This is a genomic window from Nocardioides psychrotolerans, assembly GCF_900113685.1.
GTDB lineage: Bacteria > Actinomycetota > Actinomycetes > Propionibacteriales > Nocardioidaceae > Nocardioides > Nocardioides psychrotolerans.
This window is the reverse complement of sequence record NZ_FOQG01000003.1, coordinates 248,943-272,649: the sequence shown is the minus strand read 5'-3', so window position 1 is coordinate 272,649 and position 23,707 is coordinate 248,943. Positions and strand designations below refer to the sequence as shown.

21 protein-coding genes are annotated in these 23,707 nt (G+C 71.7%); 9 read left to right on the top strand and 12 right to left on the bottom strand.

The window, feature by feature from the left end:
• Nucleotides 1–42 precede the first annotated feature (42 nt).
• Nucleotides 43–681 (bottom strand): hypothetical protein, encoded by a 639-nt coding sequence (locus tag BM204_RS05660; RefSeq protein WP_091111110.1) that lies wholly within the window; start codon nt 679–681, stop codon nt 43–45.
• Nucleotides 682–739: 58 nt separating this feature from the next.
• On the opposite strand from BM204_RS05660, the gene BM204_RS05655 reads away from it, so the two are divergent.
• The gene (locus BM204_RS05655) at nt 740–2,224 is read left to right on the top strand and encodes an amidohydrolase (RefSeq protein ID WP_246166059.1); all 1,485 of its coding nucleotides are present in this window, start codon (nt 740–742) and stop codon (nt 2,222–2,224) included.
• Nucleotides 2,225–2,254: 30 nt separating this feature from the next.
• Here BM204_RS05655 and BM204_RS05650 read toward each other — a convergent pair whose 3' ends face one another.
• Nucleotides 2,255–3,220: an SGNH/GDSL hydrolase family protein gene (locus BM204_RS05650; RefSeq protein WP_091111107.1), complete on the bottom strand. Its 966-nt coding sequence runs from the start codon at nt 3,218–3,220 to the stop codon at nt 2,255–2,257.
• Between the two features lie 37 nt (nt 3,221–3,257).
• Complete coding sequence (locus BM204_RS05645; RefSeq protein ID WP_091111105.1) at nt 3,258–4,394, bottom strand: PucR family transcriptional regulator; 1,137 nt, start codon at nt 4,392–4,394, stop codon at nt 3,258–3,260.
• Between the two features lie 87 nt (nt 4,395–4,481).
• On the opposite strand from BM204_RS05645, the gene BM204_RS05640 reads away from it, so the two are divergent.
• The 4 genes from BM204_RS05640 (at nt 4,482) to BM204_RS05625 (ending at nt 10,233) form a co-directional block, all read left to right on the top strand.
• Complete coding sequence (locus BM204_RS05640; RefSeq protein WP_218031156.1) at nt 4,482–5,609, top strand: ferredoxin reductase; 1,128 nt, start codon at nt 4,482–4,484, stop codon at nt 5,607–5,609.
• A 45-nt stretch (nt 5,610–5,654) separates the two neighbouring features.
• Nucleotides 5,655–6,896: a fatty acid desaturase family protein gene (locus BM204_RS05635; RefSeq protein ID WP_091111103.1), complete on the top strand. Its 1,242-nt coding sequence runs from the start codon at nt 5,655–5,657 to the stop codon at nt 6,894–6,896.
• A 110-nt stretch (nt 6,897–7,006) separates the two neighbouring features.
• Nucleotides 7,007–9,352 carry a DUF6351 family protein gene (locus tag BM204_RS05630; RefSeq protein WP_091111102.1) on the top strand — a complete coding sequence of 782 codons (2,346 nt, stop codon included), beginning with the start codon at nt 7,007–7,009 and terminating at the stop codon, nt 9,350–9,352.
• A 62-nt stretch (nt 9,353–9,414) separates the two neighbouring features.
• Nucleotides 9,415–10,233 (top strand): hypothetical protein, encoded by an 819-nt coding sequence (locus BM204_RS05625; protein ID WP_091111100.1) that lies wholly within the window; start codon nt 9,415–9,417, stop codon nt 10,231–10,233.
• A 104-nt stretch (nt 10,234–10,337) separates the two neighbouring features.
• Here BM204_RS05625 and BM204_RS05620 read toward each other — a convergent pair whose 3' ends face one another.
• The 4 genes from BM204_RS05620 to ppgK all read right to left on the bottom strand — a co-directional run bounded on the left by BM204_RS05620 (nt 10,338) and on the right by ppgK (nt 15,438).
• The gene (locus BM204_RS05620) at nt 10,338–11,810 is read right to left on the bottom strand and encodes a sensor histidine kinase (protein WP_143099664.1); all 1,473 of its coding nucleotides are present in this window, start codon (nt 11,808–11,810) and stop codon (nt 10,338–10,340) included.
• 427 nt (nt 11,811–12,237) lie between these two features.
• Complete coding sequence (locus tag BM204_RS05615) at nt 12,238–13,005, bottom strand: Type 1 glutamine amidotransferase-like domain-containing protein (protein ID WP_246166062.1); 768 nt, start codon at nt 13,003–13,005, stop codon at nt 12,238–12,240.
• On the bottom strand, nt 13,002–14,651 hold the full coding sequence (gene pgm, locus BM204_RS05610; RefSeq protein WP_091111097.1) for a phosphoglucomutase (alpha-D-glucose-1,6-bisphosphate-dependent): 1,650 nt from the start codon (nt 14,649–14,651) through the stop codon (nt 13,002–13,004). Before pgm ends, BM204_RS05615 begins: the two co-directional genes overlap by 4 nt.
• A gap of 34 nt (nt 14,652–14,685) precedes the next feature.
• A complete protein-coding gene (ppgK, locus tag BM204_RS05605; RefSeq protein WP_091111253.1) occupies nt 14,686–15,438 on the bottom strand; it encodes a polyphosphate--glucose phosphotransferase in 753 nt (250 codons plus the stop codon).
• 42 nt (nt 15,439–15,480) lie between these two features.
• On the opposite strand from ppgK, the gene BM204_RS05600 reads away from it, so the two are divergent.
• Nucleotides 15,481–17,286 carry a hypothetical protein gene (locus BM204_RS05600; protein ID WP_143099663.1) on the top strand — a complete coding sequence of 602 codons (1,806 nt, stop codon included), beginning with the start codon at nt 15,481–15,483 and terminating at the stop codon, nt 17,284–17,286.
• A 108-nt stretch (nt 17,287–17,394) separates the two neighbouring features.
• Here BM204_RS05600 and BM204_RS05595 read toward each other — a convergent pair whose 3' ends face one another.
• Nucleotides 17,395–18,075 (bottom strand): hypothetical protein, encoded by a 681-nt coding sequence (locus BM204_RS05595; RefSeq protein WP_143099662.1) that lies wholly within the window; start codon nt 18,073–18,075, stop codon nt 17,395–17,397.
• A gap of 49 nt (nt 18,076–18,124) precedes the next feature.
• Here BM204_RS05595 and BM204_RS05590 point away from each other — a divergent pair, with 49 nt between their 5' ends.
• Both BM204_RS05590 and BM204_RS05585 read left to right on the top strand, forming a co-directional pair.
• The gene (locus BM204_RS05590) at nt 18,125–19,495 is read left to right on the top strand and encodes an HNH endonuclease (RefSeq protein ID WP_091111092.1); all 1,371 of its coding nucleotides are present in this window, start codon (nt 18,125–18,127) and stop codon (nt 19,493–19,495) included.
• A gap of 20 nt (nt 19,496–19,515) precedes the next feature.
• Complete coding sequence (locus BM204_RS05585) at nt 19,516–20,028, top strand: GDSL-type esterase/lipase family protein (RefSeq protein ID WP_170259096.1); 513 nt, start codon at nt 19,516–19,518, stop codon at nt 20,026–20,028.
• Here the strand turns inward: BM204_RS05585 and BM204_RS05580 are convergent.
• From BM204_RS05580 to BM204_RS05565, 4 genes are read right to left on the bottom strand one after another with little or no spacing between them, the layout of a single operon-like run.
• Nucleotides 20,025–20,687 carry a cation diffusion facilitator family transporter gene (locus tag BM204_RS05580; RefSeq protein WP_439895889.1) on the bottom strand — a complete coding sequence of 221 codons (663 nt, stop codon included), beginning with the start codon at nt 20,685–20,687 and terminating at the stop codon, nt 20,025–20,027. The two genes, BM204_RS05585 and BM204_RS05580, sit on opposite strands and share 4 nt — an antisense overlap.
• Entirely contained in the window at nt 20,684–21,082 is a 399-nt protein-coding gene (locus tag BM204_RS05575; RefSeq protein ID WP_091111089.1) for an ArsR/SmtB family transcription factor, read from the bottom strand. Before BM204_RS05575 ends, BM204_RS05580 begins: the two co-directional genes overlap by 4 nt.
• A complete protein-coding gene (locus BM204_RS05570) occupies nt 21,054–21,551 on the bottom strand; it encodes a DedA family protein (RefSeq protein WP_091111087.1) in 498 nt (165 codons plus the stop codon). The genes BM204_RS05575 and BM204_RS05570 overlap by 29 nt, the downstream gene beginning before the upstream one ends.
• 12 nt (nt 21,552–21,563) lie before the next feature.
• A complete protein-coding gene (locus tag BM204_RS05565; RefSeq protein WP_091111086.1) occupies nt 21,564–22,517 on the bottom strand; it encodes an RDD family protein in 954 nt (317 codons plus the stop codon).
• A 32-nt stretch (nt 22,518–22,549) separates the two neighbouring features.
• Between BM204_RS05565 and BM204_RS05560 the strand changes: the two genes are divergently transcribed.
• Nucleotides 22,550–23,707, top strand: coding sequence for a zinc-binding dehydrogenase (locus BM204_RS05560; RefSeq protein ID WP_091111084.1), 1,158 nt, complete (start codon nt 22,550–22,552; stop codon nt 23,705–23,707).

The window sequence follows — 23,707 nt, the reverse complement described above, 5'->3', positions numbered from 1 at the left end:
ACTTCGTCGTTCTCACGGCGAGTACTCCCCGTGAGAGGGGACTCACGACCGCGACAGCGCGCCCCCGTCGGTGATGCGCTCCAGCAGGTCGACCAGGCCGACCCGGTCGCGCTCGCGCCCGATGACCGCCACGGTCACGTAGGCCGCGTCGGTGCCGTCGAGGGAGAGGAAGCGCTCGATCGTGAGGCGTCGGTAGCTGTCGTTGACGTAGGTCGCGACGAACGTGTCGCCGGTCTGCGACTCGAGCTCGAGCTCCTCGACGGCGGACATGAGCGCGTCACGCCGCGCAGCGAGCGCCTGGGCGACGGTCAGGCGCAGCCCGCTGATGATCTTGACCCGCAGGAGGTAGGTGTTGACGGGCGCACCGACGGGCTCCCACTTGGTCTCCTCCAGGATGTTGTCGGTGCGCACCCAGCCGTCGGGGACCGGCAGTCGTACGCCGAACGCCTTCGACCCCATCCGCTCGTCGTGCAGCTCTAGCGCGGGCTCGAGCGCGGGGGTGTCCGGATCGGGCAGGACGGTGACCACCGGGTCGCTCGGGAACGGGGGCGACTCGCCGACCACGGGCTCCGCTGCCCGGATCGCGGCCGGTGGCTCCTCGCCGCCGCTGCCGATCGCCCAACCGCCGGCGAGCCCGACCAGCGCGAGCACCAGCGCGACCCCGAGCAACCGCACGTTCATGGCAGCACCGTAACTGCCGGCGTACGTGGTCGCGGGCCCAGCCGCTAGCGTGGTGGGAATGCTGATCCGCGATGCCCGGCTGGTGCCGGTGACCCCAGCCCGGCAGACCCCCGACCACCCCGTGGACGTCCTCCTCGAGGAGGGTGTCGTGGTCGCTGTCGGTGAGCACCTCCCGCGACCTGAGGGGGTCGAGGAGGTCGACGCGGCCGGTCGGTGGATGATCCCGGGCCTCTGGGACCAGCACACCCACCTCGGTCAGTGGGCGCTCACCTCGACCCGGCTCGACCTCAGCGGCACGGACTCGCCCGACGCGGCGCTCGACCTCGTGGCCGCGTGGCTGGCCGAGCACCCGGGGCAGCCGCTGGTCGGCTTCGGCCACCGCCCCGCTGTCTGGGACCGCCAGCCGACCGTCGACGAGCTCGACCACGTCGCCGGTCACGTGCCGGTGGTCCTCATCGCGGGCGACGCCCACCATGCCTGGCTGAGCAGCTGGGCGCAGCGTGCGCTGGGGCTCGAGGTGCGCGACGACAACATCTACGAGAACGAGTGGTTCGCCGCCTACGCCGGTCTGCCCGGCCTGGTCGGCAACGACGGCATCGCGCCCGCCGGCTATCGCAACGCCCTGCACCGCGCAGCCGAGAAGGGCGTGGTCGGCACGGTCGACTTCGAGTTCGGCGGCGGCCCGCACGACTGGATCGCGCGCTGGACCGAGGGCTGCGACCTGCTCCGCATCCGCGTCGCGATGTATGCCGACCAGCTCGAGGAGGTCATCGAGATGGGCCTGCGCACGGGCGACCGGCTGTTCGTGGGTGACGACCGGCTGACGATGGGCCCGCTGAAGATCATCAGCGACGGCTCGCTCAACACCCGCACCGCGTGGTGCTGCGAGGCCTACCCCGGGGGCGAGATGGGTGCCGCCAACCAGAGCCCCGAGGAGCTGCACCGCCTCGTCGGGCGCGCCTGGGGCGCCGGGCTCGAGGTCGCGACCCACGCGATCGGCGACGCGGCGGTGCGCGACGCGCTCGACGTCTACGCAGCGACCGGTGCCCACGGCACCATCGAGCACGCCCAGCTCATCACCCGTGCCGACGTACGTCGGATGGCCGGCGTCAACGTCCGCGCCAGCGTGCAGCCGGCCCACCTCCTCGACGACCGCGACCTCACCGAGCAGATCTGGCCCGGGCGCGGCGACCGCTGCTTCGCCTTCCGCTGGATGCTGGACGAGGGCGTGCCGCTCGCGCTCGGGTCCGACGCCCCGGTGGCGCCCCTCGACCCGTGGCTGGCGATCGCGGCCGCCGTGCACCGCGGCGACGACGAGCGCGAGCCCTGGCACGCCGAGCAGGCACTCACGCCCCTGGAGGCCCTGCGCGCGTCGGTCGACGCTCAGCCGACCGTCGGCGTCGGCTCCCGGGGTGACCTGGTGCTGCTCGACCGCGACCCGCTCGCCCCGGGCGAGGACAGCCTCGAGGTTGCTCGCGCCCTGCGCAGCATGCCGGTCGCGCTCACCGTGGTGGCGGGGCTCGCCCAGTACGACGCGCTCTGAGGGTCACGTCCCGCCCGGAGAGTCGACGCCTCAGAGGATCTCGAGGATCAGGTCGGCGACGGCTGTCTGCTCGGCGAGGAACGGGTGCAGTGCGAGCGCGGCGTTGGCCTGCGTCTCGATGCCGTTGACCCACGGCTCGGCCGAGCAGATGTCGTGGCCCAAGCTGGCGGTGTAGGCGTCGATCACGTCGGCACCCGCGGCCTCGCCGCCGGTGGTGACGGCGTCGGAGAGCGCCTTGTTGATCGACAAGACGTAGGGGTAGTCGCCGGCAGCCAGCGGCAGGCGGGCGGGGCAGGTGCCCTTCGACGGCACGAACTGCGGGTAGTTGACGACGATCACCCGGGCGTTGGGGGCGCGGTCCTTGATGCCGAGGGTGATGGCCTCGACCCGGTCCTGGATCTTGCGCGCGCTCTCGAGCAGCTCATCGCCGTTCCCGGCCTGGTTGGCCTCCTTGCAAGGAGCCCCGGTGGGGTCCTGCTGGGCGGCCTGGAGGCAGGTGAACATCAGGCTGGAGAAGAGGTTGAAGTCGTTGCCGCCGATGCCGAGCGTGACCAGGTCGACCTCCGGCGTCAGCGAGTCGAACTGCGGCAGCTGCTGGGTATCGCCGGTGATCTGCACGCCGATCATCGACGTGCTGGTCGCTCCGGAGCAGCTGACGTCCACGAGGTCGTAGTCGCCGAGCTCGTCGATGACCTGGTTCGGGAAGTTGTTGCTGGACCGCAGGCAGCCCGTGCTCATGTCGGTCGTCGGCACCAGGGGCGCGGAGACGAAGGAGTCGCCGAGGGCGACGTACAGGTTCTCGGCCGGCACCTCGGACTCGCTGGGAGTCTCCGAAGGCGAGCCCTCGGACGGCGAGCCTCCCGCTGACGGGGTCGCCTGCTGGGACTGCTCGGCCCCCGGTGCGGCGTCCCCGCTCTGGCAGGACGAGAGCAGCAGGACGGCGGGGAGCAGGGCACCTGCGAGCAGGCGCGCTCGTAGGGCGCGGGACGACAGCATGTCCACAACGGTACGAGACAGGGCCAGGCGCCCCGAATCAGCGCTCAGGTGCGCCCAGGGCCACCGTCAGCGCGAGCACGGTCTCCGGGTCGTCGAGCCGGTCGCCGTAGAGCTCGCGCAGCTGCCCCATCCGGTAGCGCACGGTCTGCGGGTGCACGAAGAGTGCCTCCGCGACGCCCTCACGGCGGCCTTGGTGGAGCAGCCACGCGCGCAGCGTCTCGGTGAGCTTCTCGACCACCGCCGGCCGCAGCTCGGCGAGGGGCGCCAGGACCTGGGCACGCAGGTCGGCCAGCGCGTCGCCGTCGGAGGTGAGGACCAGCTGCACCAGGTGGGTGTCGGTGTCACCGTCGAGGCCGAGCGTGCGGGTGCGCAGGGCTCGCTCGTAGGACGCCCGCGCCTCCAGCCAGGGCCGCGCCGGCCCGGCCACCGCACCGCGGTCCCGCAGCGTCCGCAGGAGCGCGGCGCGGCGACGGCCGTGCGCGTCCGGCACGAGCAGCAGGGCGGCGTCGTCGAGGCCCGGCCCCTCCGCCTGGAGGGTCTGCGGGGAGACCTCGGCCAGGACCGGTCGCACCTGGGACTCGGTCAGGATCACGGCGGTAAGGGTCGTCGGCACCGGCCAGCCGGCGCGCTCGGCCGCGCTGCGCACGGTCTCCTGGGGCGAGCCGGTGAGCAGGTGGTGGGAGATCCGCTCGAGCAGGCGCTGGCGCACGCGGCCCGACGTGGCGAGCTCGTCGGTGTGGCCCGCCACGCTGGCGGCGGACAGCTCGTCGATGTAGGCGAAGACCAGCTCGGCGAAGGAGACCAGCGTCTCGGCCGACAGCCCGCTCTGCACCGCGTGCATCGACATCTCCCGCCAGGAGACGCGAGCGCCGATCCGGTACGCCGAGAGGAGGGCGTCGGTCGTACGCCCGCTGCGGGCCTCGCCGCGGCCGAGCTGGTAGGCGCCCTCGACCGCAGGGGCGGCGGGGGTGCGCGGGTCGTCGCCCTGGCTGCCGCCGGCCAGGGACAGGAAGCCGCCGAGCGCGATCTGCACCGCGGTGCGGATCGTCTCGCCCATGGGGCCGCTGAACGCGTCGTCATAGCTGGGGACCTCGGCGATGATGGCGGCCACGACCTCGTCGGCGACCGCCGGCAGGTGGACGCGGATCTCGGCGATCGCGACGTCGGGGATCACTTTTTATCTCCTGCGAACAAATGTGACGTGGATGTTCACGTCACACGGTCAGGACTTTACCCCGAGCCGTGCAGGATAGTAAGTGACATGACCCCCGTTGTCCTGATGCGCACCTCCGGTGGCCCCGACACGTTCCGCTCCCGCACGCTGCGCGACCGCCTGGTGCGGGTCGCCGAGGCGGCGGTGACCCCCCTGGTGCCCGCCGACGTCCTCGACATCTTCGACCCGCTGCGCTCGGGTGCCGACCTGCGCGGGCGCATCGTCTCGGTCACCGCCGAGACCGCCGACTCCGCGACGATCCTGGTCAAGCCGGGCAAGGACTGGGCCGGCCACGTGCCGGGTCAGTACCTCCGCGTCGGCGTCGACGTCGACGGTGTCCGCCTGTGGCGCACCTACTCGCTCACGCACGGCCCCCGCGCCGACCGCTGCATCTCGATCACCATCAAGGCGATCCCGGACGGCAAGGTGTCCAACCACCTGGTCCGCCACGCCCAGGCCGGCCAGCTCCTCCACCTCGGCCAGGCCGAGGGTGACTTCGTGCTCAGCGACCCGATGCCGGACAAGCTGCTGCTCGTCACCGCCGGCTCGGGTGTCACGCCCGTGATCGGGATGCTGCGCAACCTGTTCTCCAAGGCGGCCCCGCTAGCCACCGACATCGTGCTGCTGCACTCGGCGCTCTCGCGCTCCGAGGTGATCTTCGGCGAGGAGCTGCGCCGCTACGCCGAGGAGGGCCGGCTGCGCCTCGTCGAGCTGCACACCGACACCGACGGGATGCTCGACGTCGCCGACCTCGACCAGATCGTGCCCGACCTCGCCAGCCGCACGACGTACGCCTGCGGCCCGGTGGGCCTGCTCGACGCCCTCGAGGCCCACCACACCGAGCGCGAGCTGCCGCTCCACATCGAGCGCTTCCGCACCGCGGTCGTGGCCACGGGAGAAGACGGGCAGAGCGGCGGCTCGGTCACCTTCGCGAAGTCCGGCATCACCGTCGAGGGCGACGGGTCCACCCCGATCCTCGACGCCGCCGAGGCCGGTGGCGTCCTGATGCCGAGCGGGTGCCGCATGGGCGTCTGCTTCGGCTGCGTGCTGCCGCTGCGCGAGGGAGTCGTGCGCGACCTGCGCAACGGCGCGCTCACCGTCGCCGCGCCCGGCGACGGGGTCGCCATCCAGACCTGCATCAGCGCCGCAGCAGGCGCCTGCCACATCGACCACTGACCCACCCGATCGACCACCCACCCGATCGAACGCGAGGAGATCGACATGACCGTCATCCAGAAGAAGTCCGAGTCCACGAACCCGGTGGCGCACCTGTCGCCCGAGGAGATCGAGCGCATCGGCGTCGAGCTCGACGCGATCCGCCAGTCGATCCTCGACACCCGCGGCGAGGCCGACGCGGCCTACATCCGCAAGGTCATCGACGCGCAGCGCAAGCTCGAGCTCGCCAGTCGCGCGGTGCTGCTGGCCAGTGTCTTCCCGCCGGCGTGGGTGCTCGGCACCGCCGGCCTCAGCGTCGCCAAGATCATCGAGAACATGGAGATCGGTCACAACGTCATGCACGGCCAGTGGGACTGGATGCGTGACCCGAAGATCCACTCGACCACCTGGGAGTGGGACAACGCCACCCCGGCCGAGCAGTGGAAGCACTCGCACAACGAGCTGCACCACACTTACACCAACGTCATCGGCAAGGACAACGACCTCGGCTACGGCATCATGCGCGTCGACGAGGACCAGCGCTGGATCCCGATGTACCTCGCCCAGCCGTTGTGGAACTTCATCAACGCCTGCTTCTTCGAGTACGGCATCGCGGCCTACGACCTCGAGCTCGGCAAGAACCTCGCCAGCGAGAAGCGTCGCCAGAGCCCGGAGTTCAAGGCGCGCTACCAGCAGACCCTGAAGAAGATCCGCTCCCAGGCGAAGAAGGACTACGTCGTCCACCCGCTGCTGTCGCTGCCGACCGGCTCGCTCCTGCCGACCCTGGCGGCCAACTTCACCGCCAACCTGGCCCGCAACCTGTGGACCCACTCGGTCATCATGTGCGGCCACTTCCCCGAGGGCGTCGAGACCTTCGAGCGCAGCTCGATCGAGGGTGAGACCCGCGGTGACTGGTACCTGCGCCAGATGCTCGGCTCGGCCAACATCTCCGGCTCCAAGACCATGCACTTCATGACCGGCAACCTGTCGCACCAGATCGAGCACCACCTGTTCCCCGACTTGCCGAGCAACCGTTACGCCGAGATCGCGCCGCAGGTCCAGGACGTCTTCCAGCGCTACGGGCTGAGCTACCACGTGGCCCCGCTTCCGCAGCAGGTCGCGAGCGCCTGGCACAAGGTCGTGCGGCTCTCGCTGCCCAACGACTTCCTGTCGCTGACCACGGTCAAGAACGCCCCCCAGCAGCTCAAGCTGCTCTGGGCGATGACGACCAAGGGCCCCAAGGTCCGTCGCGCCGCCCAGGCCCGACTGACCCAGCAGGCACGCCGCGCGAAGGTGGCCGCCGCCTGAAGGCCGAGTCGGCGCAATGTTGCAACAACTGCTACATCGCGCCGACTCGGCCGTGTCTGTGACGGCAGTCATGCGTTAGACCTCCTGAGAAACCCTCAGGAGGTCTTTGCATGTCACGTCGTCTGGTCGCACTCGGAGCGACCCTTCTGCTCCCGCTCGTCGCTGCCCCCGTCCTACCCGCGCCCGCTGCACCCGCGCCCGCTGCGCCCGCTGCCGTGGTCCAGGCCCAGGTCCCGGCCGCGCAGGTCCAGCGCAAGCCCCTGGTGATCAAGGTGCTGTCCAACCGGGCCGACCTGGTCTCCGAGGGCGACGCGCGGGTGGCGGTGGCGCCGGCGAAGGGCGTCACGCTGCGCAAGGTCCGCGTGAGCCTGGGACAGCGGGACGTCACGAAGCGTTTCGCGCTGCGACCCAACGGTCGCTTCGAGGGCATCGTGACCGGGCTGGAGGTCGGGCGCAACGTCCTGACCGCGCGGGTCGGCTCGTTCTCCACGAGCGTGACGATCACCAACCACCCGGCCGGCGGGCCGATCTTCTCCGGGCCGCAGCTGCGCCACTACGAGTGCCAGGCGACCGCGCGGGACACGCAGTGCAACGAGCCTGCGTCGTACTCCTTGCTCTACCAGTCCACCGACCCCACCAAGGGCGGGCTGCAGCCCTACGACCGGCAGGACCCGCCGAGCGACGTGGCGACCACGACGACCGACAACGGCGTCACCGTGCCGTTCGTCGTACGACGGGAGGACGGCTTCCAGGACCGTGACCGCTACACGATCCTCACCCTCGTCCAGCCGGGGTTGCCGTGGGCTCCGTGGGCGCCCCAGCCGCAGTTCAACCACAAGGTGCTGATGACCCACGGCGGCAACTGCGGTGCGGCCTACACCCCGGGGGAGCCGCCGCTGGAGGACTATTCCGGCACCGTCCCGGCCGACACCCCAGGGCTCACGCAGAGCTATGTCACCGCGCTCGGGCTGGGCTTCTCGGTCATCTCGACCGCGCTCGACAACACCGGGCACAACTGCAACGTCGCGATGCAGGCCGAGTCGTTGATGATGGCCAAGGAGCGGTTCGTCGAGCGCTACGGGCTGATCCGCTACACGATCGGCACCGGCTGCTCGGGCGGCTCGATCGCCCAGCACACCGTGGCCAACGCCTACCCCGGCATCTACCAGGGCCTGATCACCACCTGCTCCTACCCCGACACGCTCTCGGCGGGTGCGCAGTTCGCCGACTACCACCTGATGCGGCGCTACTTCGAGGACCCGAGCCGCTGGGCGCCCGGCGTCGTCTGGTCGCCCACGCAGATGGCCGACGTCGAGGGGCACATCTCGATCATCAACGCCGTCGTCGCCGACGAGGGTCTCTTCAAGGCGGCGCTCAACCCCGAGACGGCGTGTCCCGGCACGAGGGACCCGGTGCCCGGCAACCGGGCCACGCGCTACGACTCCGAGAGCAACCCGGGAGGCGTGCGCTGCTCGGCGCTGGACATGATGGAGAACGCGCTCGGCCCCCGCCCCCGCTCGGTGTGGACCTCGCAGGAGAAGGCGGCCGGTCACGGCTTCGCTGGCGTCCCGTTCTCCAACAGCGGGATCCTCTTCGGGTTGGAGACGCTGAAGGCGGGCCGCATCACGACGGCCCAGTTCGTCGACCTCAACGAGAAGCTGGGCGGGCTCGACGTCGACTCGCAGCCCACGACGGGGCGCAGCGAGGGTGACGACGCATCGATCCGGCGGGCCTACCGCACCGGGCTGGTCAACGAGGCGGAGAACCTCGACGACGTCGCGATCATCAACTTCGGCGGCCCCGACCCGGGCATCGCGCACGACTACGCCCACGCGTTCTGGACCGAGGAGCGCCTGCTGCGCGACCAGGGCCACACCGACAACCGGGTCATGTGGTTCGGTGTCACCCCGCTGATCGGCGATCCCGGCTGGGCCAACGAGGCCCTGACCGAGATGGACCGCTGGCTGCGCGCGGTCGAGCGGGACCGGCGCCAGCTCCCGCTGTCGCGCAAGATCGTGCAGGACAAGCCTGACGACCTCACCGACCGCTGCTCCAACGTGCCCGGTGTCGGCGACGTCGCAGGCGAGGACGACGAAGTCGACTGCGCGCTGCCGGAGTCGCTTCAGCTGCGGCTGAGCACACCGCGCGAGATGGCCGGCGACGCCGTCTTCAACGACAGGCTCGCCTGCCGGCTAGAGCCGCTGCAGCGCAGCAGCTTCGACTTCCTGCTGCTGCCGCTGACCGACGCCCAGTGGTCGCAGCTCCGGGCGGTCTACCCCGACGGGGTGTGCGACTACTCGGTGCCCGGGCGCGGTCGGGTCCGCACCCAGACTTGGCTGAGCTACTCCGACGCCGCAGGCGACGTGGTGTACGGCGGCCGCAACCTGGCGCCGCTGCCCGCCGGGTCGGCCGACGGCTGGTCGAGCGCGTCGTTCCGGGAGATCCTCCGGCGCTGAGGCCGCCTGCTCGGCTGCGCCGGCACCGGGCCCCACTTTTCGCGCGAGCATAGGATCCGGACATGGAGCTGATCCTGTTGATGCTGGTCATCGCGGCCCTGGTCGCCGTCTTCCTCGTGACGTCACGACGCACCAAGGAGCGGGAGCTGAACCGACGTGAGGGTGAGGTCGCGCCGGTGCGGAAGCTGGCCTTCGAGGACATCACCGCATTCGGCGAGGACCTGCAACAGCTCGACGCGGAGATGAGCGGCCACGAGCTCGACGCCGGCGCGAACGCTGACTACCAGCGTGCGCTGGACGCTTACGAGTCAGCGAAGCTCGCTGGTGACGCCATCACCGAGCCGGAGGACATCCGGCACATCACCGAGATCGTCGAGGACGGCCGGTACGCCGCCGCGTGTGTGCGCGCCCGGGTCGCGGGTGCGGCGTTGCCGACCAGGCGGCCGCCGTGCTTCTTCGACCCGCGTCACGGGCTCTCGGTCACCGATGTCGCCTACGTTCCGCCCGACGGGGTCGAGCGGGACGTGCCCGCGTGTGCCCTCGATGCCGAGCGGGTCCACGCCGGCGCCGACCCCGATGTCCGCAAGGTCATGGTGGGGGCGCAGAGGGTCCCCTACTGGCAGGGTGGCCGTGCCTACGAGCCCTACGCCCAGGGCTACTTCGGTGCCTTCGGCCCCATGACGTGGATGTTCATGGGCGGCATGATGTTCGGCGGCTTCGGCGGTGGCTACGACGGGGGTGGCAGCGACGGTGGCGACGGAGGTGGGGACGACGGCGGTGGCGGTGACGCCGGCGGGGGCGACGCCGGCGGGAGCGGTGACGCCGGCGGGTTCGACGCCGGCGGGTTCGACGGAGGCGGCTTCGACATGGGCGGCTTCTGAACCCGGACTGCCGCAACCGAGGAAGCGCACGTCCAGCGGGCTCTCGGCGACGTCCGGTGCCGACGTGTCGTCGATGACGTCCAGACCTCCCCCGGCGGTGCCCGTCACGGGAAGGTGACGGTGAAGACGCTGCCGCGGCCGAGCTCGCTGCGCACGCACACCTGCGCGCCGTGGGCGGCGACGATCTGGCGCACGATGTCGAGCCCTAGGCCCGTGCCGGGAATGTGGCGGTCCAGGGCGGCGCCACCGCGGGCGAAGCGCTCGAAGACGTGGTCGAGCTCGTCAGGGGCGATCCCGATGCCCGTGTCGTGCACCTCGAGCTCGGTCGCACCCGCACCCGCGGCCTGGCGGAGCCGGACGGAGACGGAGCCGCCCGGCTCGGTGTACTTCACGGCGTTTCCGACCAGGTTGTCGAGCACCTGACGGATGCGCTGCTCGTCGAGCGGGACGACCAGGCGCCCGGGAGCGACGGCCTCGACGTCCACCCCTGCCGCCGAGGCGGACGGACCGGTCGCCTCGACCACCTCGCGGACGAGGGCGGCAAGGTCCACGTCCGTGCGGTGGAGCAGCAGCGGACCGGCGCTGCGCTGGCCCACGTGCAGGAGGTCGGTGACGAGCGTCAGCAGCCGGGTCGCGTTGCGGTGGGTGACACGCAGCTGCGCCGTGACCTCGGGCGGTAGGTCGAGGCGTTCCTCGAGCATCTCGAGGTGGCCGAGGACCGAGGTGAGGGGCGTGCGGAGCTCGTGGGAGACCGAGGAGACGAAGTCGTCCTTGACCTGCAGGGCGCGCAGCAGGTCGGTGACGTCCTGGTAGGCCAGCGCCGCACCGAGCTTCTCGCCGGTCGCGCTCAGCACCTGGCGTGCCGACGTCGAGAAGGCCGAGCGGTTCAGGGGGTCGGCGCCCGCCCAGAAGGTGTAGTCGTCGAACTCCTCGCCCTGGACGGCGCGGTAGGAGGGCATCTCCTCCCGGCTGATCGGCCTGCCGTCGAGGTGGAAGACGTGCCCGAGCTGGCCGGCCGCGCCGTCGTGCCCGTCCGGGAACGCCACCTCCATGGCCTGCTGGTGCCGGAGGTTGGTGCGCTCGTAGCGCCCGTCGCGGCCGACGAGGAGCAGCCCGACGCCCACCGCCTCGAAGATCGCCTCGAGTGCCTGCCGCTCACGCTCGACCTCCGCGTTGACGGACCGCAACCGTTCGGCGTGATCCTGGTGCTCGGTGACGTCCAGGATCTGGGAGATGAAGTGCAGCGGCTGTCCGTCCGGGCTCCGCACCAGGGCCACGGAGAGGTCTCCCCAGATAACCCGTCCCTGCGCATGCAGGTAGCGCTTGCGCAGCCGGTAGGAGCTGATCTCGCCGGCCAGGGTCCGGCCCAGGAGCGCGAGGTCCGCGGCAAGGTCGTCGGCGTGCGTGATCTCCTGGAAACCTCGTGCCTGGAGCTCTCCGACGGTGTAGCCGAGCATGGCCGCCATCGCAGGATTGGCCCGGAGCAGGTGGCCGTCGGGTGCCACGAGGGCCATGCCGATCGGCGAGTGCTGCAGCGTCAGATTCCACAGCTCAGCGCTGTCGGAGGTCTCCTCCATCGAACCCTCCGCGCCCGCGACGATGTCGGTGCCCACCGTAGGTGACGCGGTGGCCTCCCGTTGCGGTTCTGGCCTGCACCGGGGAGTCCTCGTCACCCCAGCGCCGCCGGGACCACGTCGCGGGTCGGATCGCCGGATCGAGCGATCCTGCGGTCAGCGACTGGATTCGTAGGGTCAGCCCCTCATCTGCTGTGTGTCGGTCTCTGAGTATCGACCGCGCCAACTACGGAAAATCATCGGTCGCGATCTGCGACGTCGGGCCGTCGGGCCGTTGACGCAACGGGCGCGCACATCGATCACCAGCCCAGCGCGGATCACCAGACGTCCCCACATGGCCATGGGCGGGCGTTTCACCACGCTCAGAGGCGGCGAACTGGGGCAGGCGCGAACCCGACGACCGCTCATTCTTGAGCCTGGCTCGGCCGAGTCAGCCCAGGAAGCGCACGTCGAGCGGGCTCTCGGCCACATCAGGCGCCTGACCGCCATCGATCACGTCAAGGCCCTGGCCGGCAAGGTGCACGCGCCACGCGCGAGCACCAGGACGCGACGAGACGGCCTCCAGGAGCTCGCCGTCGCGGAAGACGAGGGCGCAGCCGTCGTCGGCGGCGAAACCGGCGGGGAGGGTGCCGGTGGCGACGAGGTCGACGTACGTCGGGCGGCGCTCGGCCTCTCCGTCGTAGTGGGGGCAGGCGGAGCCGGCGAGGAAGCCCAGTCCGTCCTGGAGCGGGGCGAGGGGGCCGAAGGAGTCGGTGACGGAGGCCTCGAACCAGCAGTTCATCCCGGCGCTGACGCCGGCGAGCACGACCCCGCCGGCGGCGGCCGCGGCGAAGATCTCGTCGAGACCGTGCAGGCGCCACAGGGCCAGCAGGTTGGCGGTGCTGCCCCCGCCGACGTAGATGACGTCCTGGTCGAGGACGAAGGAGCGCAGGTCGACGTGGGTGAGGTCCTCGAGGTGGAAGAGCTGCAGCGAGCTGGTCTCGGCGCGCCCCTCGAAGGCGGCGAGGAAGCGGTCGACGTAGCTCTCCGCGTCACCGCTCGCCGTCGGGACGAAGCAGACCCGGGGCAGCCCGCCGTTTCCGCGGCGCCGGGTGGCGAGGGAGAGCACGTGGTCGTCGAGGATCGGGTTGTCGGGCTCCATCGAGAAGCCGCCCCCGCCCAGGGCGACGATGGTGCTGACCGACGTCGGTTTCGTCACCCGAGCGCCGCCGAGACCACGTCGCGCGCCTCGTCCTGCACGCGCGCGAGGTGCTCGGGGCCCTGGAAGGACTCGGCGTAGATCTTGTAGACGTCCTCGGTGCCCGAGGGTCGCGCGGCGAACCACGCGGACGCCGTGGTGACCTTGAGGCCGCCGATCTTGGCGCCGTTGCCGGGGGCCTCGGTGAGCTTGGCGGTGATCTCCTCACCGGCCAGCGTGGTGGCGCTGACGTCGTCGGGGGAGAGGGCGGCGAGCTTGGCCTTCTGGGCGCGGTCGGCCGGCGCATCGATCCGGGCGTACGCCGGGTCCCCGTGCGCCGCGACCAGGTCGGCGTAGTGCTGGCTCGGGGTCCGGCCGGTGCGGGCCAGGATCTCGGAGGCCAGCAGGGCCAGGATGATCCCGTCCTTGTCGGTGGTCCACGTCGTGCCGTCCTTGCGCAGGAACGACGCCCCGGCCGACTCCTCGCCGCCGAATCCGAACGACCCGTCGATCAGTCCGGGCACGAACCACTTGAAGCCGACGGGCACCTCCACCATCGGCGTGCCGAGCGATGCGGCGACGCGGTCGATCATCGAGGAGGACACCAGCGTCTTGCCGATGCGGGCGCTGTCGGGCCAGCCGGGGCGGGCGCCGCCGAAGAGGTAGCCGATCGCGACGGCTAGGAAGTGGTTGGGGTTCATCAGGCCACCGTCGGGCGTGACGATGCCGTGGCGGTCGGAGTCGGCGTCGTTGCCGGTGGCGATGTCGAAGGCGTCCTTGCGCGCGATCAGGGACGCCATCGCGTCGGGCGAGGAGCAGTCCATCCGGATCTTCTCGTCCCAGTCGAGCGTCATGAAGCGCCACGTCGGGTCGACCAGCGGGTTGACCACGGTGAGGTCGAGGCGGTGCCGCTCGGCGATCGCGGCCCAGTAGTCCACGCTGGCCCCGCCCAGCGGGTCGGCCCCGATCCGCACGCCGGCCTCGCGGATCGCGTCGAGGTCGAGCACGTGGGGGAGGTCCTCGACGTAGGTGCCGAGGAAGTCGTAGGACGTTGCCGCCGCCCGGGCACGCGCGAAGGGGACCCGTCGTACGCCGTCCAGGCCGGCGGCGATCAGCGCGTTGGCGCGCGCGGCGATGACCGAGGTGGCGTCGGAGTCGGCGGGGCCGCCGTGGGGCGGGTTGTACTTGAACCCGCCGTCGCTGGGCGGGTTGTGCGAGGGGGTGACGACGATGCCGTCGGCCAGCCCGGCTCCGGAGCCGGAGAGAGACTTGCCCCGGTTGGCGCGCAGGATCGCGTGGGAGACCGCGGGGGTCGGGGTGTAGCGGTCGTCGGCGTCGACGAGGACGGTCACGTCGTTGGCGGCGAGGACCTCGAGCGCCGTGGCCCATGCCGGCTCGGAGAGCCCGTGGGTGTCGCGCCCGATGAAGAGCGGGCCGTCGTAGCCCTGTGCCTTGCGGTAGTCGCAGATCGCCTGGGTGGTGGCCAGGATGTGATGCTCGTTGAACGACGTCCTGAGGCTGGTGCCGCGGTGCCCGCTGGTGCCGAAGGCGACCTGCTGGTCGACGTCCTCGGGGTCGGGGGTCTGCGTGTAGTACGCCGTCACCAGGTGCGCGACGTCGACGAGGTCCTGGGGCTGGGCAACGGTGCCTGCGCGGGAATCGGCCATGGCGTCATCATGCACCGCACCGGTCGGAGCGAGGCTAGAAGCGGCCCTCGCGGGCGTAGAGCGCGGCGCCGATGATGCCGGCCTTGTTGCGCAGCAGGGCCGGGATGATCGGGGTCTCGATGTCGATCATCGGGAGGAACGTCGCGGCGTGCTTGCTGACCCCGCCGCCGACGACGATCAGGTCGGGGGAGAACAGCCGCTCGAGGGTCCGGTAGTAGGTCGTGAGCCGCTCGGCCCACTCCTGCATGCTCAGGTCCTCGCTCTCGCGGGCGCTGTTGGCGGCCCGGTGCTCGGCGACGTGGCTGTCGATCTCGAGGTGGCCGAGCTCGGAGTTGGGCACCAGGACGCCGTCGTGCACCAGGGCGGAGCCGATGCCCGTGCCGAGGGTCGTCAGGATCACCAGGCCGCTCTGGTCTCGGGCCGCGCCGAAGCGCACCTCGGCGATCCCGGCGGCGTCGGCGTCGTTGAGCACGTGGACGTCGCGGCCCGTGGCGGCCGAGAACAGCTGGTCGGCGTCCGCGCCGATCCACGCGTCGTCGATGTTGGCGGCGCTGCCGACGACCCCACGTCGTACGACGCCGGGCACGGTCACCCCGACGGGGCCGGTGTGGTCGGGGAAGCGCCCGAGAAGCTCCGCGAAGACCTCCGCGACGGCGTCGGGGGTCGAGGGCTGGGGGGTCGGGATGCGCTCGCGGTCGGCTGCGAAGTCGCCGGTCTCGAGGTCGACCGGGGCAGCCTTGATGCCGGAGCCGCCGAAGTCGATGCCCAGGGGGTGGTCCGTGCTCATGATGGTCATCACATCACGGCAGTCGTGCCGTAGTTTGCGGAGGTGATCTCGGGGCGCAGGGGCGGATTCGTGGTGGGGGTGGCTCTCATCGCCCTCGTGACGGGCGCCTGGCACGTCTGGGTGGCCGGTCAGCAGACCTGGATCATCGACGACTGGATCTACCTCGACCGGGTCCAGACCTACGGCTTCGTCGACTACCTCGTGCAGGACTACAACGGGCACGTGATGCCCGGCGAGTTCCTGCTGATGTGGCTGCTCACCCAGCTCTTCCCGATGTCGTTCGGCGCCGCCGTCGCGGTGGTCGGCCTGCTCTCCGTGGGGGCCGTCGTCACCTGGGGGCTGGCGCTGCACGAGCTCTTCGGCCCCCGGCTGCGCCAGCTGGTGCCGCTCGCGGTCCTGTCGCTGAGCCCGCTCACGCTGTGGCCCAGCGCGTTCTGGGCCTCGGCGATCCAGGTGCTCCCGCTGCTCCTGCTGACGGGTGTCGCGATCCAGCAGGCCGCGCGGGTCGCCGCCGGCCGACGGCGGGCCGGGTGGTGGCTGGTCGGGACCTACGTCGTCGCGCTGCTGCTGTGGGAGAAGGCGCTGCTGATGCTGCTGCCCGTCGCGGGCGTGCTGATCTTCCTCCTCGGTCTGCGCGGCCTCCTGCGGCGCCGGACCCTGCTGGCCGCGCTCGGCGGCGTCACCGCGGCGTACCTCGCCCTCTATGCCGCCCTGCGCGACGGACCCGTCACCGCTCCGGTGACCTGGGTCGACGAGGGGTCCTACTCGTTCCCGGTCCGGGTGCTGCACCTGCTCGACTACGCGCTCGGGGTGCTGCGCGACCTCGCGGTCCCTGCGTTGTACGGCGGGCCGTGGGGGTCGATCCCGATCGTCAACGACCTCGAGCACCGGCCGCCGCCGCTGCTCTCGGGGACCCTGACGGCGGTGACGGTCGTGCTGATGGTCGTCGGTGTCCTGGTGCGGCGTCGCGGGTGGGTGCCGGTGCTGATGACGCTCGGCTACGCGTTCGTCGCGTCGTTCCTGATCCTCTTCAGCATCAAGTACGCCGTGCTCGGGCCCTACGCGCTCTACGAGGACCGCTACTTCACCGACCTGCTCCCGGTCTCGGTGCTCGCCGTGTCGCTGCTGATCTGCCCGACGCGGCTCGAGGTCGAAGCGGGGGAGGAAGCGTTCCGGTCGCTGCCGGCTGCGCCGAAGGCCCTCGTGAGCGGGGCCGGGGTCCTCCTGGCGCTGGCCGCCGTCGTGTCGCTGGTCGTCGGCAACCTGACGCACTGGGACCGCATCGGCCCCAACCCGGCGCGCCACTGGGTCGACAACCTCCGCGACGACCTGCGCGCCGCCCCCGCGGGCACCAGCGTCCGCGACGCGCGGCCGCCGGAGGACGTCTTCACCGCCAGCTACTACCCCGAGGAGGGGTTGATCTCCCGGATGACGGCGTCGCTTGACACCGCCGCTCGCTTCAACGAGCCTGGGTCGCCGATCCAGCTGGTCGACGCCTCGGGCCACCTGGTGCCGGCGACGATCACGCCCTCCGTCGTCAGCACGGTCGGGCCGCAACCCGACTGCGGCTACGTCCTCGCCGCGGGCCTGACCGCCGAGGTCGAGATCGCCCAGGCGCTCTTCGCCTACGAGTGGGGCGTCCAGGTCGACATGTTCTCCGGCATCGGCGGCCAGGTCGTCGTGGAGGTCGACGGGGTGTCCCAGGAGTTCGCCATCCCGGACGGGATGAGCTCGACCCAGCTCGTGCACGCCGGCACGGTCGACACCGTCACGGTCACGATGCCCGACGCGGCCGACACCGGGTGCGTCACCGAGGTCCACGCCGGCGAGCTGGTCCCGGCGTCGTAGGGGCGATTCGCGACGGTCAGACCGCGGCCCCCGCGGCCCCCGCGGCCGCCGCGGCCCCCGCGGCCGCCGAGCTCGAGGCGTTCCTCGGAGAGCTGTGAGAGGTCGTCGTCAGCTCGTGGCGCACAGCCCGGCGATGTCGCGGAGCGCGGACTGGTAGGCCTCGTCGTCACCGCTGTCCAACGCCACGACGAAGTTCTGGAACTCGAGCCACTGGGGGTCCGTCGTCACGGCGAGCAGGAACTGGGCGGTGCCCACGAACGACGCATCGGTCCGTCGCGCATCCCCTGGGGTCGACGGCGTGGCCTCTGGGCCGAACGAGTCCAGCGTCGGACGATCGCGAACCAGGTCGGCGTTGATGGCGCACAGGTAGGACCTGAGCTCGGGCAGACCGGCCCGGGTGTCGAACCCAGCAGCCGAGCAGGTCGCGAGCAGATCGTCGCGCGCTGCGCGACCGCTTCGTGCACGGGCTTCGTCGCTGGCGGACCAGAGACGCGCCGCGAGTGCGGAGCCCTGGTCGGCTTGCAACGCCGCGCGAAAAAGGTCTCGCGAGGCGAGGTCGGCGTAGTGACGGGTGATGGCGTCGACGCGGTCGGTGCCGCGCTGCAGAGCGCAGCCGAACTCGATGTGGCCCTCGGTGCTCGTGTCTGCGCCGGGTGCCGAGACGCTGGGGGAGGCCGTCGGAGGTTGCCCGGCCTGCGAGGCCGGATCGGAGCCGCACGAGGCGAGCGTGAGGGTCGCGATGACCACTCCGGCGTAGACCCCCATCCGCTGCATGAGCGGATGTGGCATGTGGATCGGCCGTTGACGCACAGTGGGGGCGTGACATATAATCAAACACATGTTCGCAGTCTCGGAGCTGGTCGGATCGGTGGGTCGCACGGCGTCACCCACCGGTCGGTCCTGGCTGCGGGTCGAGCCGGACCTCACCGTCGAGGACCGGGGCCTCGTCGACCAGATCGAGGCACTGGAGCGTCAGACGAGCTCGGCCGCGGCCGCGAAGGCGCGCCTGAGCGCCGAGCTCTACGCCCGCCGGGTCGACCGCGACAGCGACGCGCGGGTGCCGACGGCTCGTCCGGGTCGCGGGGTGGCCCACGAGGTCGCGCTGGCCCGCCGCGAGTCACCCCACCACGGCCGCGAGCACCTCGCCCTCGCCCTCGCCCTGGTCCACGACCTCCCCGAGACCCTCGCCGCCCTCGAGCGTGGCGACATCGACGAGCGGCGGGCGATGATCATCGCCCGCGAGTCCGCCGACCTCACCCGCCCCGACCGGGCCCGGGTCGACACGGTCCTCGCGCCTACCCTGGCGGGCCTGGGTGAGCGGGAGACCACGATCGCCGCCCGTCGGATGGCCTACCAGCTCGACACCGCGACCGCCGAGACCCGCAGCCGCCGCGCCAGAGGCCGACGCCGGGTCACGATGCGCTCCCTGCCCGACGCGATGGCCCGCATCAGCGCCGAGGTCCGCGCTGAGGACGCCGTCTTGGTCATGGACTCCCTCGCCGAGCACGCCGCGTTGCGCCGCGCCATCGGTGATGACCGTGGCCGCGACCAGGTCGTCGCCGACGAGTTCGTCGAGCGCCTGATCCGACCCGTCACCTCGGTCGCCCGTAACGTCGAGATCCACCTCGTCATGGACGCCGAGGCCCTCCTCGCCGACGCGACCGCCCAGGACGCCAGCGCGAACCCGGTCCACCTCGTGGGCCACGGGCCGCTCCCGCACGGCATAGCCAAAGACCTGTTGGCCGACCCCGACGCCCACGTCCTGATCCGCCGGCTCTTCGCCCACCCTGAGGACGGCACCCTCGTGGCGATGGACTCCAAGGGCGTCCTCTTCACCTCACGGCTGCGCCGCCTCCTCTTCGCCCGCGACGGCGAGACCTGTCGCACCCCGTGGTGCGATGCCCCCCTCAGACACGGTGATCACGTCACCCCACGCGCCCGTGGCGGCGCCACGAGCCTCGACGGCGGTCAAGGGCTGTGCGAGGCGTGCAACTACGCCAAGGAGTCACCCGGCTGGCACCACCACACCCGCTCGCGATGGCCGAGCCGACATCACGTGGAGATCACGACTCCCACCGGACACACCCACCACTCCCACGCCCCACCCCTGCCCGCCCGACCGAGCCCGGCGTGCACGTGTCGCACCACGACCCTGACCGTCGAGATCTACCGCCCCCTGCACCAGCTCGACGTCCAGCTCACCGCCTGACTCCTCCTAGGGTGAGGGCCATGCGCGTCGTGCTCCTGGGGGACAGTCACCTGGCCCACGTCCGCCGCAAGCTCGACCTGATCGGGAGCGACGTCCTGAACGCAGCGGTCGGTGGTGCCTCCGTGCGAGCGCTGAGCGCGCAGGCGACTGGAGCGCAGGTCTCGAGCGGCGACGTCGTCGTGGTCTCGATCGGCACCAACGACGCGGCGCCGAGCAAGCAGCTGCCCCTGCCCGACTTCAGCACCATCCTCGGAGAGTGGGTGGGGTCGCTGGACGTCGGTCGCTGGGTCTTCGTGACGCCCCCGGGTGTCGACGAGGCCCGACTCCAGGGCGCCGCGGATCGCACCAACAAGGTGATCGGCGCCTACCGCGACGCGGCGGTCGGGATCTTCGAGGCAGTCGGCGCCCACGTCGTCCACGCCGACCAGGTGCTCGAGCGCCTGGGACCCGGCGGGTTCGCCGACGACGGGCTGCACCTCACGGGCCGGGCCTACGACCTGCTGCTGCCGGCGGTCGCGGTTGCCGCCGCTTAGCAGGAGCCGCAGCACCCGTCGCCGCGCCACGCCTCGCGCCCTTCCTTGAGGGCGACGGCGGCGATGACGAGCCCGGCGACGGGGTCGGCCCAGGACCAACCGAGAGCCGCGTTGAGCACCAGCCCCACGAGCAGCACGGCCGAGAGGTAGGTGCACAGGAGCGTCTGCGTGGAGTCGGCGACGACGGCGTTGGAACCCAGGGCACGTCCGGTGCGCCGCTGCGCCCACGACAGGAACGGCATGACCAGCAGCGACGTGGCGGCGAGGACGATGCCGACGATCGAGGGGTCGGGCTCGCGCGACACGACGAGCGAGCGCACGGACTCGAAGCCGACATAGCCGGCGAGTGCGAAGAACGAGAGCGCCATGAGGCGCAGCGCGGTCCGCTCGCGGGACTCCGGCAGCGGGTGACGGAACTGCCACAGGATGATCAGCCCCGAGGAGACCTCGACGAGGGAGTCCAGGCCGAAGCCGACGAGGGCGACGGAGCCGGCGACGAGGCCGGCCGTGATCGCGATGCCCCCCTCGACGACGTTGTAGGCCACCGAGGCGCCGGCGAGCAGCTGCGCCCGTCGTCCCAGGCGACGCCGCTCCGCTTCGGGCAGTGCGTCGGCCAGTGCGATGGGCTGTGCGTCGGGGTGCACGTGGTCGGTCGTCACGACCACCCCTTGCGCGCGAGAGCCTCGGCGCCGTGGTCGGCGCACAGGACGACACGGTGGCCGGTGAGGTCCAGGAGTCGCTCGGCGGCGGCCCACAGGTCGGTGAGCGCCTCCGCGTCGGCGAGGGAGTAGAAGGTCGCGCGGCCCTGGGGGCGCGATGTGACCAGGCCGCAGTCGCGCAGGCAGGCGAGATGCTGGGAGACCGTCGACTGGGCGAGTCCGAGGTGACCCCTCAGGTCGACGACCCGGTGCTCGCCCAGCGCCAGGTGCTGCAGGATCGCGATGCGTGCCGGATCGCTGAAGCCGTGGAACAGGCACGCTGCCGCCGTGAGGCCATCGGCCGCGGTGGTCGCCTCCAACGACGATTCATCGCCCATGGACTTTGTCATCGTCATGCGACGATGATTGCTCGGTTCCAGCAGAGACGTCAAGCCTGAGCCGGGTCCGGAGTCCCAGGGCCACCAGGGCGGCGATCGCGAGCGCGGTGACGGCGGCGCGCCACGGCGTACCGCTCCAGAACGCGTCGAGCACCGCCAGCCCGACGGTGGCGTAGACCGCGGCCCACAGCAGCGCCCCGACCGCCAGGGCCGGGACATAGCGGCGCAGGGGCATCCGGCCGCTCCCGGCTGCGGCGTTGACGGCCGTCTGGACACCGACGGTCAGGAAGCAGAGCGTGACCGCAGGAGCACCGAAGCGCGCGATCGCCTGCTCAGCGCGGACGACGGCGGGTCGTTCGAGCAGCGAGGTGTGCCGACCCCCGAGGCTGCGGGCGCCGCGGGCGAGGGCGTAGGTCGCGCCCGCCCGACCGAACGCGACGGCGCTCAGGAAGGCGAAGAGCCCGGCGGCGGGCCAGTCATCAGGCACCCGTCCAGGCTCTCAGCGTGGCAGAGGCTCCGCCAGGGACTTCGGTCCCGACCCCTCGATGATCGACGCCGACACGGCCGGCGGCAGCTCGACGCGGCGAGGCGTCCAGTCGTGGACCACGGCCGAGCCGGCAACGAGGTCGTGCAGTGCGCGCCGGTCGGGGTGGACCAGGGCGAGGGCGTAGCCGAGCCCCAGCAGCGCCCCGCTCACCGGCAGCATGGCGGTGCGCACCAGCGACCCCCAGGCGCCCAGCGGCGCGCCGTCACGTCGTACGACGCGGAGGCCGACGAGCGTCATGCCGGGCGTCCGGCCGGCCACCTCGAGGCTGAGGAACACATAGCCGAAGCCACCGAGCGCGGCGAGGGCCAGCCACCACGGCTGCGTCGAGAGGTCGACGGTGATGGCGGTATCGAAGAGCGTGCGCGAGAGGAAGTCCAGGCCGGCCAGCGCCAGCGTGCCGGAGGTCGCGAGCAGCCAGACGTCAGCCGCCGCGGCGGCGAGGCGGGTGACGGGGCCTGCGTAGCGGCCGGTCACGTCCAGCCGGCCGTCCCGGCTCACCACGGGCGCGGTGGCGCCGAGCGACGAGGGCGACTGGCCCCAGGCCGAGCGCCGCCGACGCAGGAGCGAGTCGATGACGCGGGCGACGAGGACGTCGACGACGACGAGCTGGCGCCGGGCGGTGTCGAGCGCCGTGCCGGCGAAACGCCCGGTGCTCTCGGCGACGATGTCGGGGACGCCGGAGCGGCGTACGAGGGCGTCGATGTCGGCGCGCTCGAGGAGCCGGTCGATGTCGACCCGGTCGAGGAGCCGGTCCACGTCCACGCGGTCGAGCAGGGCGTTGACGTCGACCTGGTCGAGCACGAGGTCGGGATCGATGGCACCGACCACCCGCCCGGTCACCGCCCCGCTGAACCGACCGAAGAGGCCGGTGAGATCCGCAGTGCGGGACGGATCGGGATCGGTCACCTCGACATCATCGCACCGGTAACCTCACGCGGGTGAAGGCTGTGACCTGCCAGGGCGGCGTCCTCGACGTCGCCGACGTGCCCGACCCGGAGCCGGCGCGCGGGCAGGTGCTGCTCGACGTCCTGGCCTGCGGCATCTGCGGCTCCGACCTGCACGCCCGGCACCACTGCGACGACATGGCGCAGGACGCCGCCGAGTCCGGCTACGACGCGTTCATGCGCTCCGACGAGTCGGTCGTGATGGGCCACGAGTTCTGCGGCGAGGTCGTCGACCACGGCCCCCGGACCCGCCGGCGCTTCAAGCCTGGCACCCCGGTCGTCGCGATGCCCCTGCTGCGCAACGCCGGTGGCGTCCACACGACCGGCCTCTCGACCCTGGCCCCTGGCGCCTACGCCGAGCAGGTCGTCGTCCAGGACGCCCTGACCTTCGCCGTCCCCAACGGCCTGGACCCCCACGCCGCAGCGCTGACGGAGCCGATGGCGGTCGCCCTCCACGCCGTACGACGGGGGCAGGTGGGCAAGCGTCAGGTCGCGTTCGTCATCGGCTGCGGCCCGATCGGCCTCGCCGTGATCGCCATGCTCAAGGCGACCGGCGTGCGCACCGTGGTCGCCAGCGACTTCTCCGCCGGCCGTCGTGCGCTCGCCACCACCGTGGGTGCCGACGTCGTCGTGGACCCGGCCGTCGAGTCGCCCTACACCTGCTTCGAGGGACGCTTCATCACCGCCGCGGGACTCTTCGAGCTCGCCGTCGGCACGATGGAGAAGCTGCGCGCCGTGCCGATGCTGCCCTGGTCGAAGGTCATGCAGGCCGCCGAGGCGGCCGGAGCCAACCCGTCCGGCCCCGTGGTCTTCGAGTGCGTCGGCGTGCCGGGGATCATCGGCCAGATCGTGGCTGCCGCACCGCTCTACTCCCGCGTCGTCGTGGTCGGGGTCTGCATGGGCGCCGACCAGCTCCGCCCCGCGATCGCCATCAACAAGGAGATCGACCTGCGTTTCGTGCTGGGCTACACACCCCGCGAGTTCCACGACGCGCTCCAGCTGCTCGGCGAGGGGACCGTCGACCCGACCCCCCTGATCACCGGCACCGTCGGCCTCGGGGGCGTCGATGCCGCCTTCACCGCACTCGGCGACCCCGAGCAGCACGCCAAGATCCTGGTCGTGCCGCGCAGCGACGCCACGACGGTCTCCTGA

Coding starts and splice junctions, on each gene's coding strand:
- BM204_RS05660 (WP_091111110.1), bottom strand. CDS start 681: ATGAACGTGCGGTTGCTCGGGGTCGCGCTGGTGCTCGCGCTGGTCGGG.
- BM204_RS05655 (WP_246166059.1), top strand. CDS start 740: ATGCTGATCCGCGATGCCCGGCTGGTGCCGGTGACCCCAGCCCGGCAG.
- BM204_RS05650 (WP_091111107.1), bottom strand. CDS start 3,220: ATGCTGTCGTCCCGCGCCCTACGAGCGCGCCTGCTCGCAGGTGCCCTG.
- BM204_RS05640 (WP_218031156.1), top strand. CDS start 4,482: ATGACCCCCGTTGTCCTGATGCGCACCTCCGGTGGCCCCGACACGTTC.
- BM204_RS05635 (WP_091111103.1), top strand. CDS start 5,655: ATGACCGTCATCCAGAAGAAGTCCGAGTCCACGAACCCGGTGGCGCAC.
- BM204_RS05630 (WP_091111102.1), top strand. CDS start 7,007: ATGTCACGTCGTCTGGTCGCACTCGGAGCGACCCTTCTGCTCCCGCTC.
- BM204_RS05625 (WP_091111100.1), top strand. CDS start 9,415: ATGGAGCTGATCCTGTTGATGCTGGTCATCGCGGCCCTGGTCGCCGTC.
- BM204_RS05620 (WP_143099664.1), bottom strand. CDS start 11,810: ATGGAGGAGACCTCCGACAGCGCTGAGCTGTGGAATCTGACGCTGCAG.
- pgm (WP_091111097.1), bottom strand. CDS start 14,651: ATGGCCGATTCCCGCGCAGGCACCGTTGCCCAGCCCCAGGACCTCGTC.
- ppgK (WP_091111253.1), bottom strand. CDS start 15,438: ATGAGCACGGACCACCCCCTGGGCATCGACTTCGGCGGCTCCGGCATC.
- BM204_RS05595 (WP_143099662.1), bottom strand. CDS start 18,075: ATGCCACATCCGCTCATGCAGCGGATGGGGGTCTACGCCGGAGTGGTC.
- BM204_RS05590 (WP_091111092.1), top strand. CDS start 18,125: ATGTTCGCAGTCTCGGAGCTGGTCGGATCGGTGGGTCGCACGGCGTCA.
- BM204_RS05585 (WP_170259096.1), top strand. CDS start 19,516: ATGCGCGTCGTGCTCCTGGGGGACAGTCACCTGGCCCACGTCCGCCGC.
- BM204_RS05575 (WP_091111089.1), bottom strand. CDS start 21,082: ATGACGATGACAAAGTCCATGGGCGATGAATCGTCGTTGGAGGCGACC.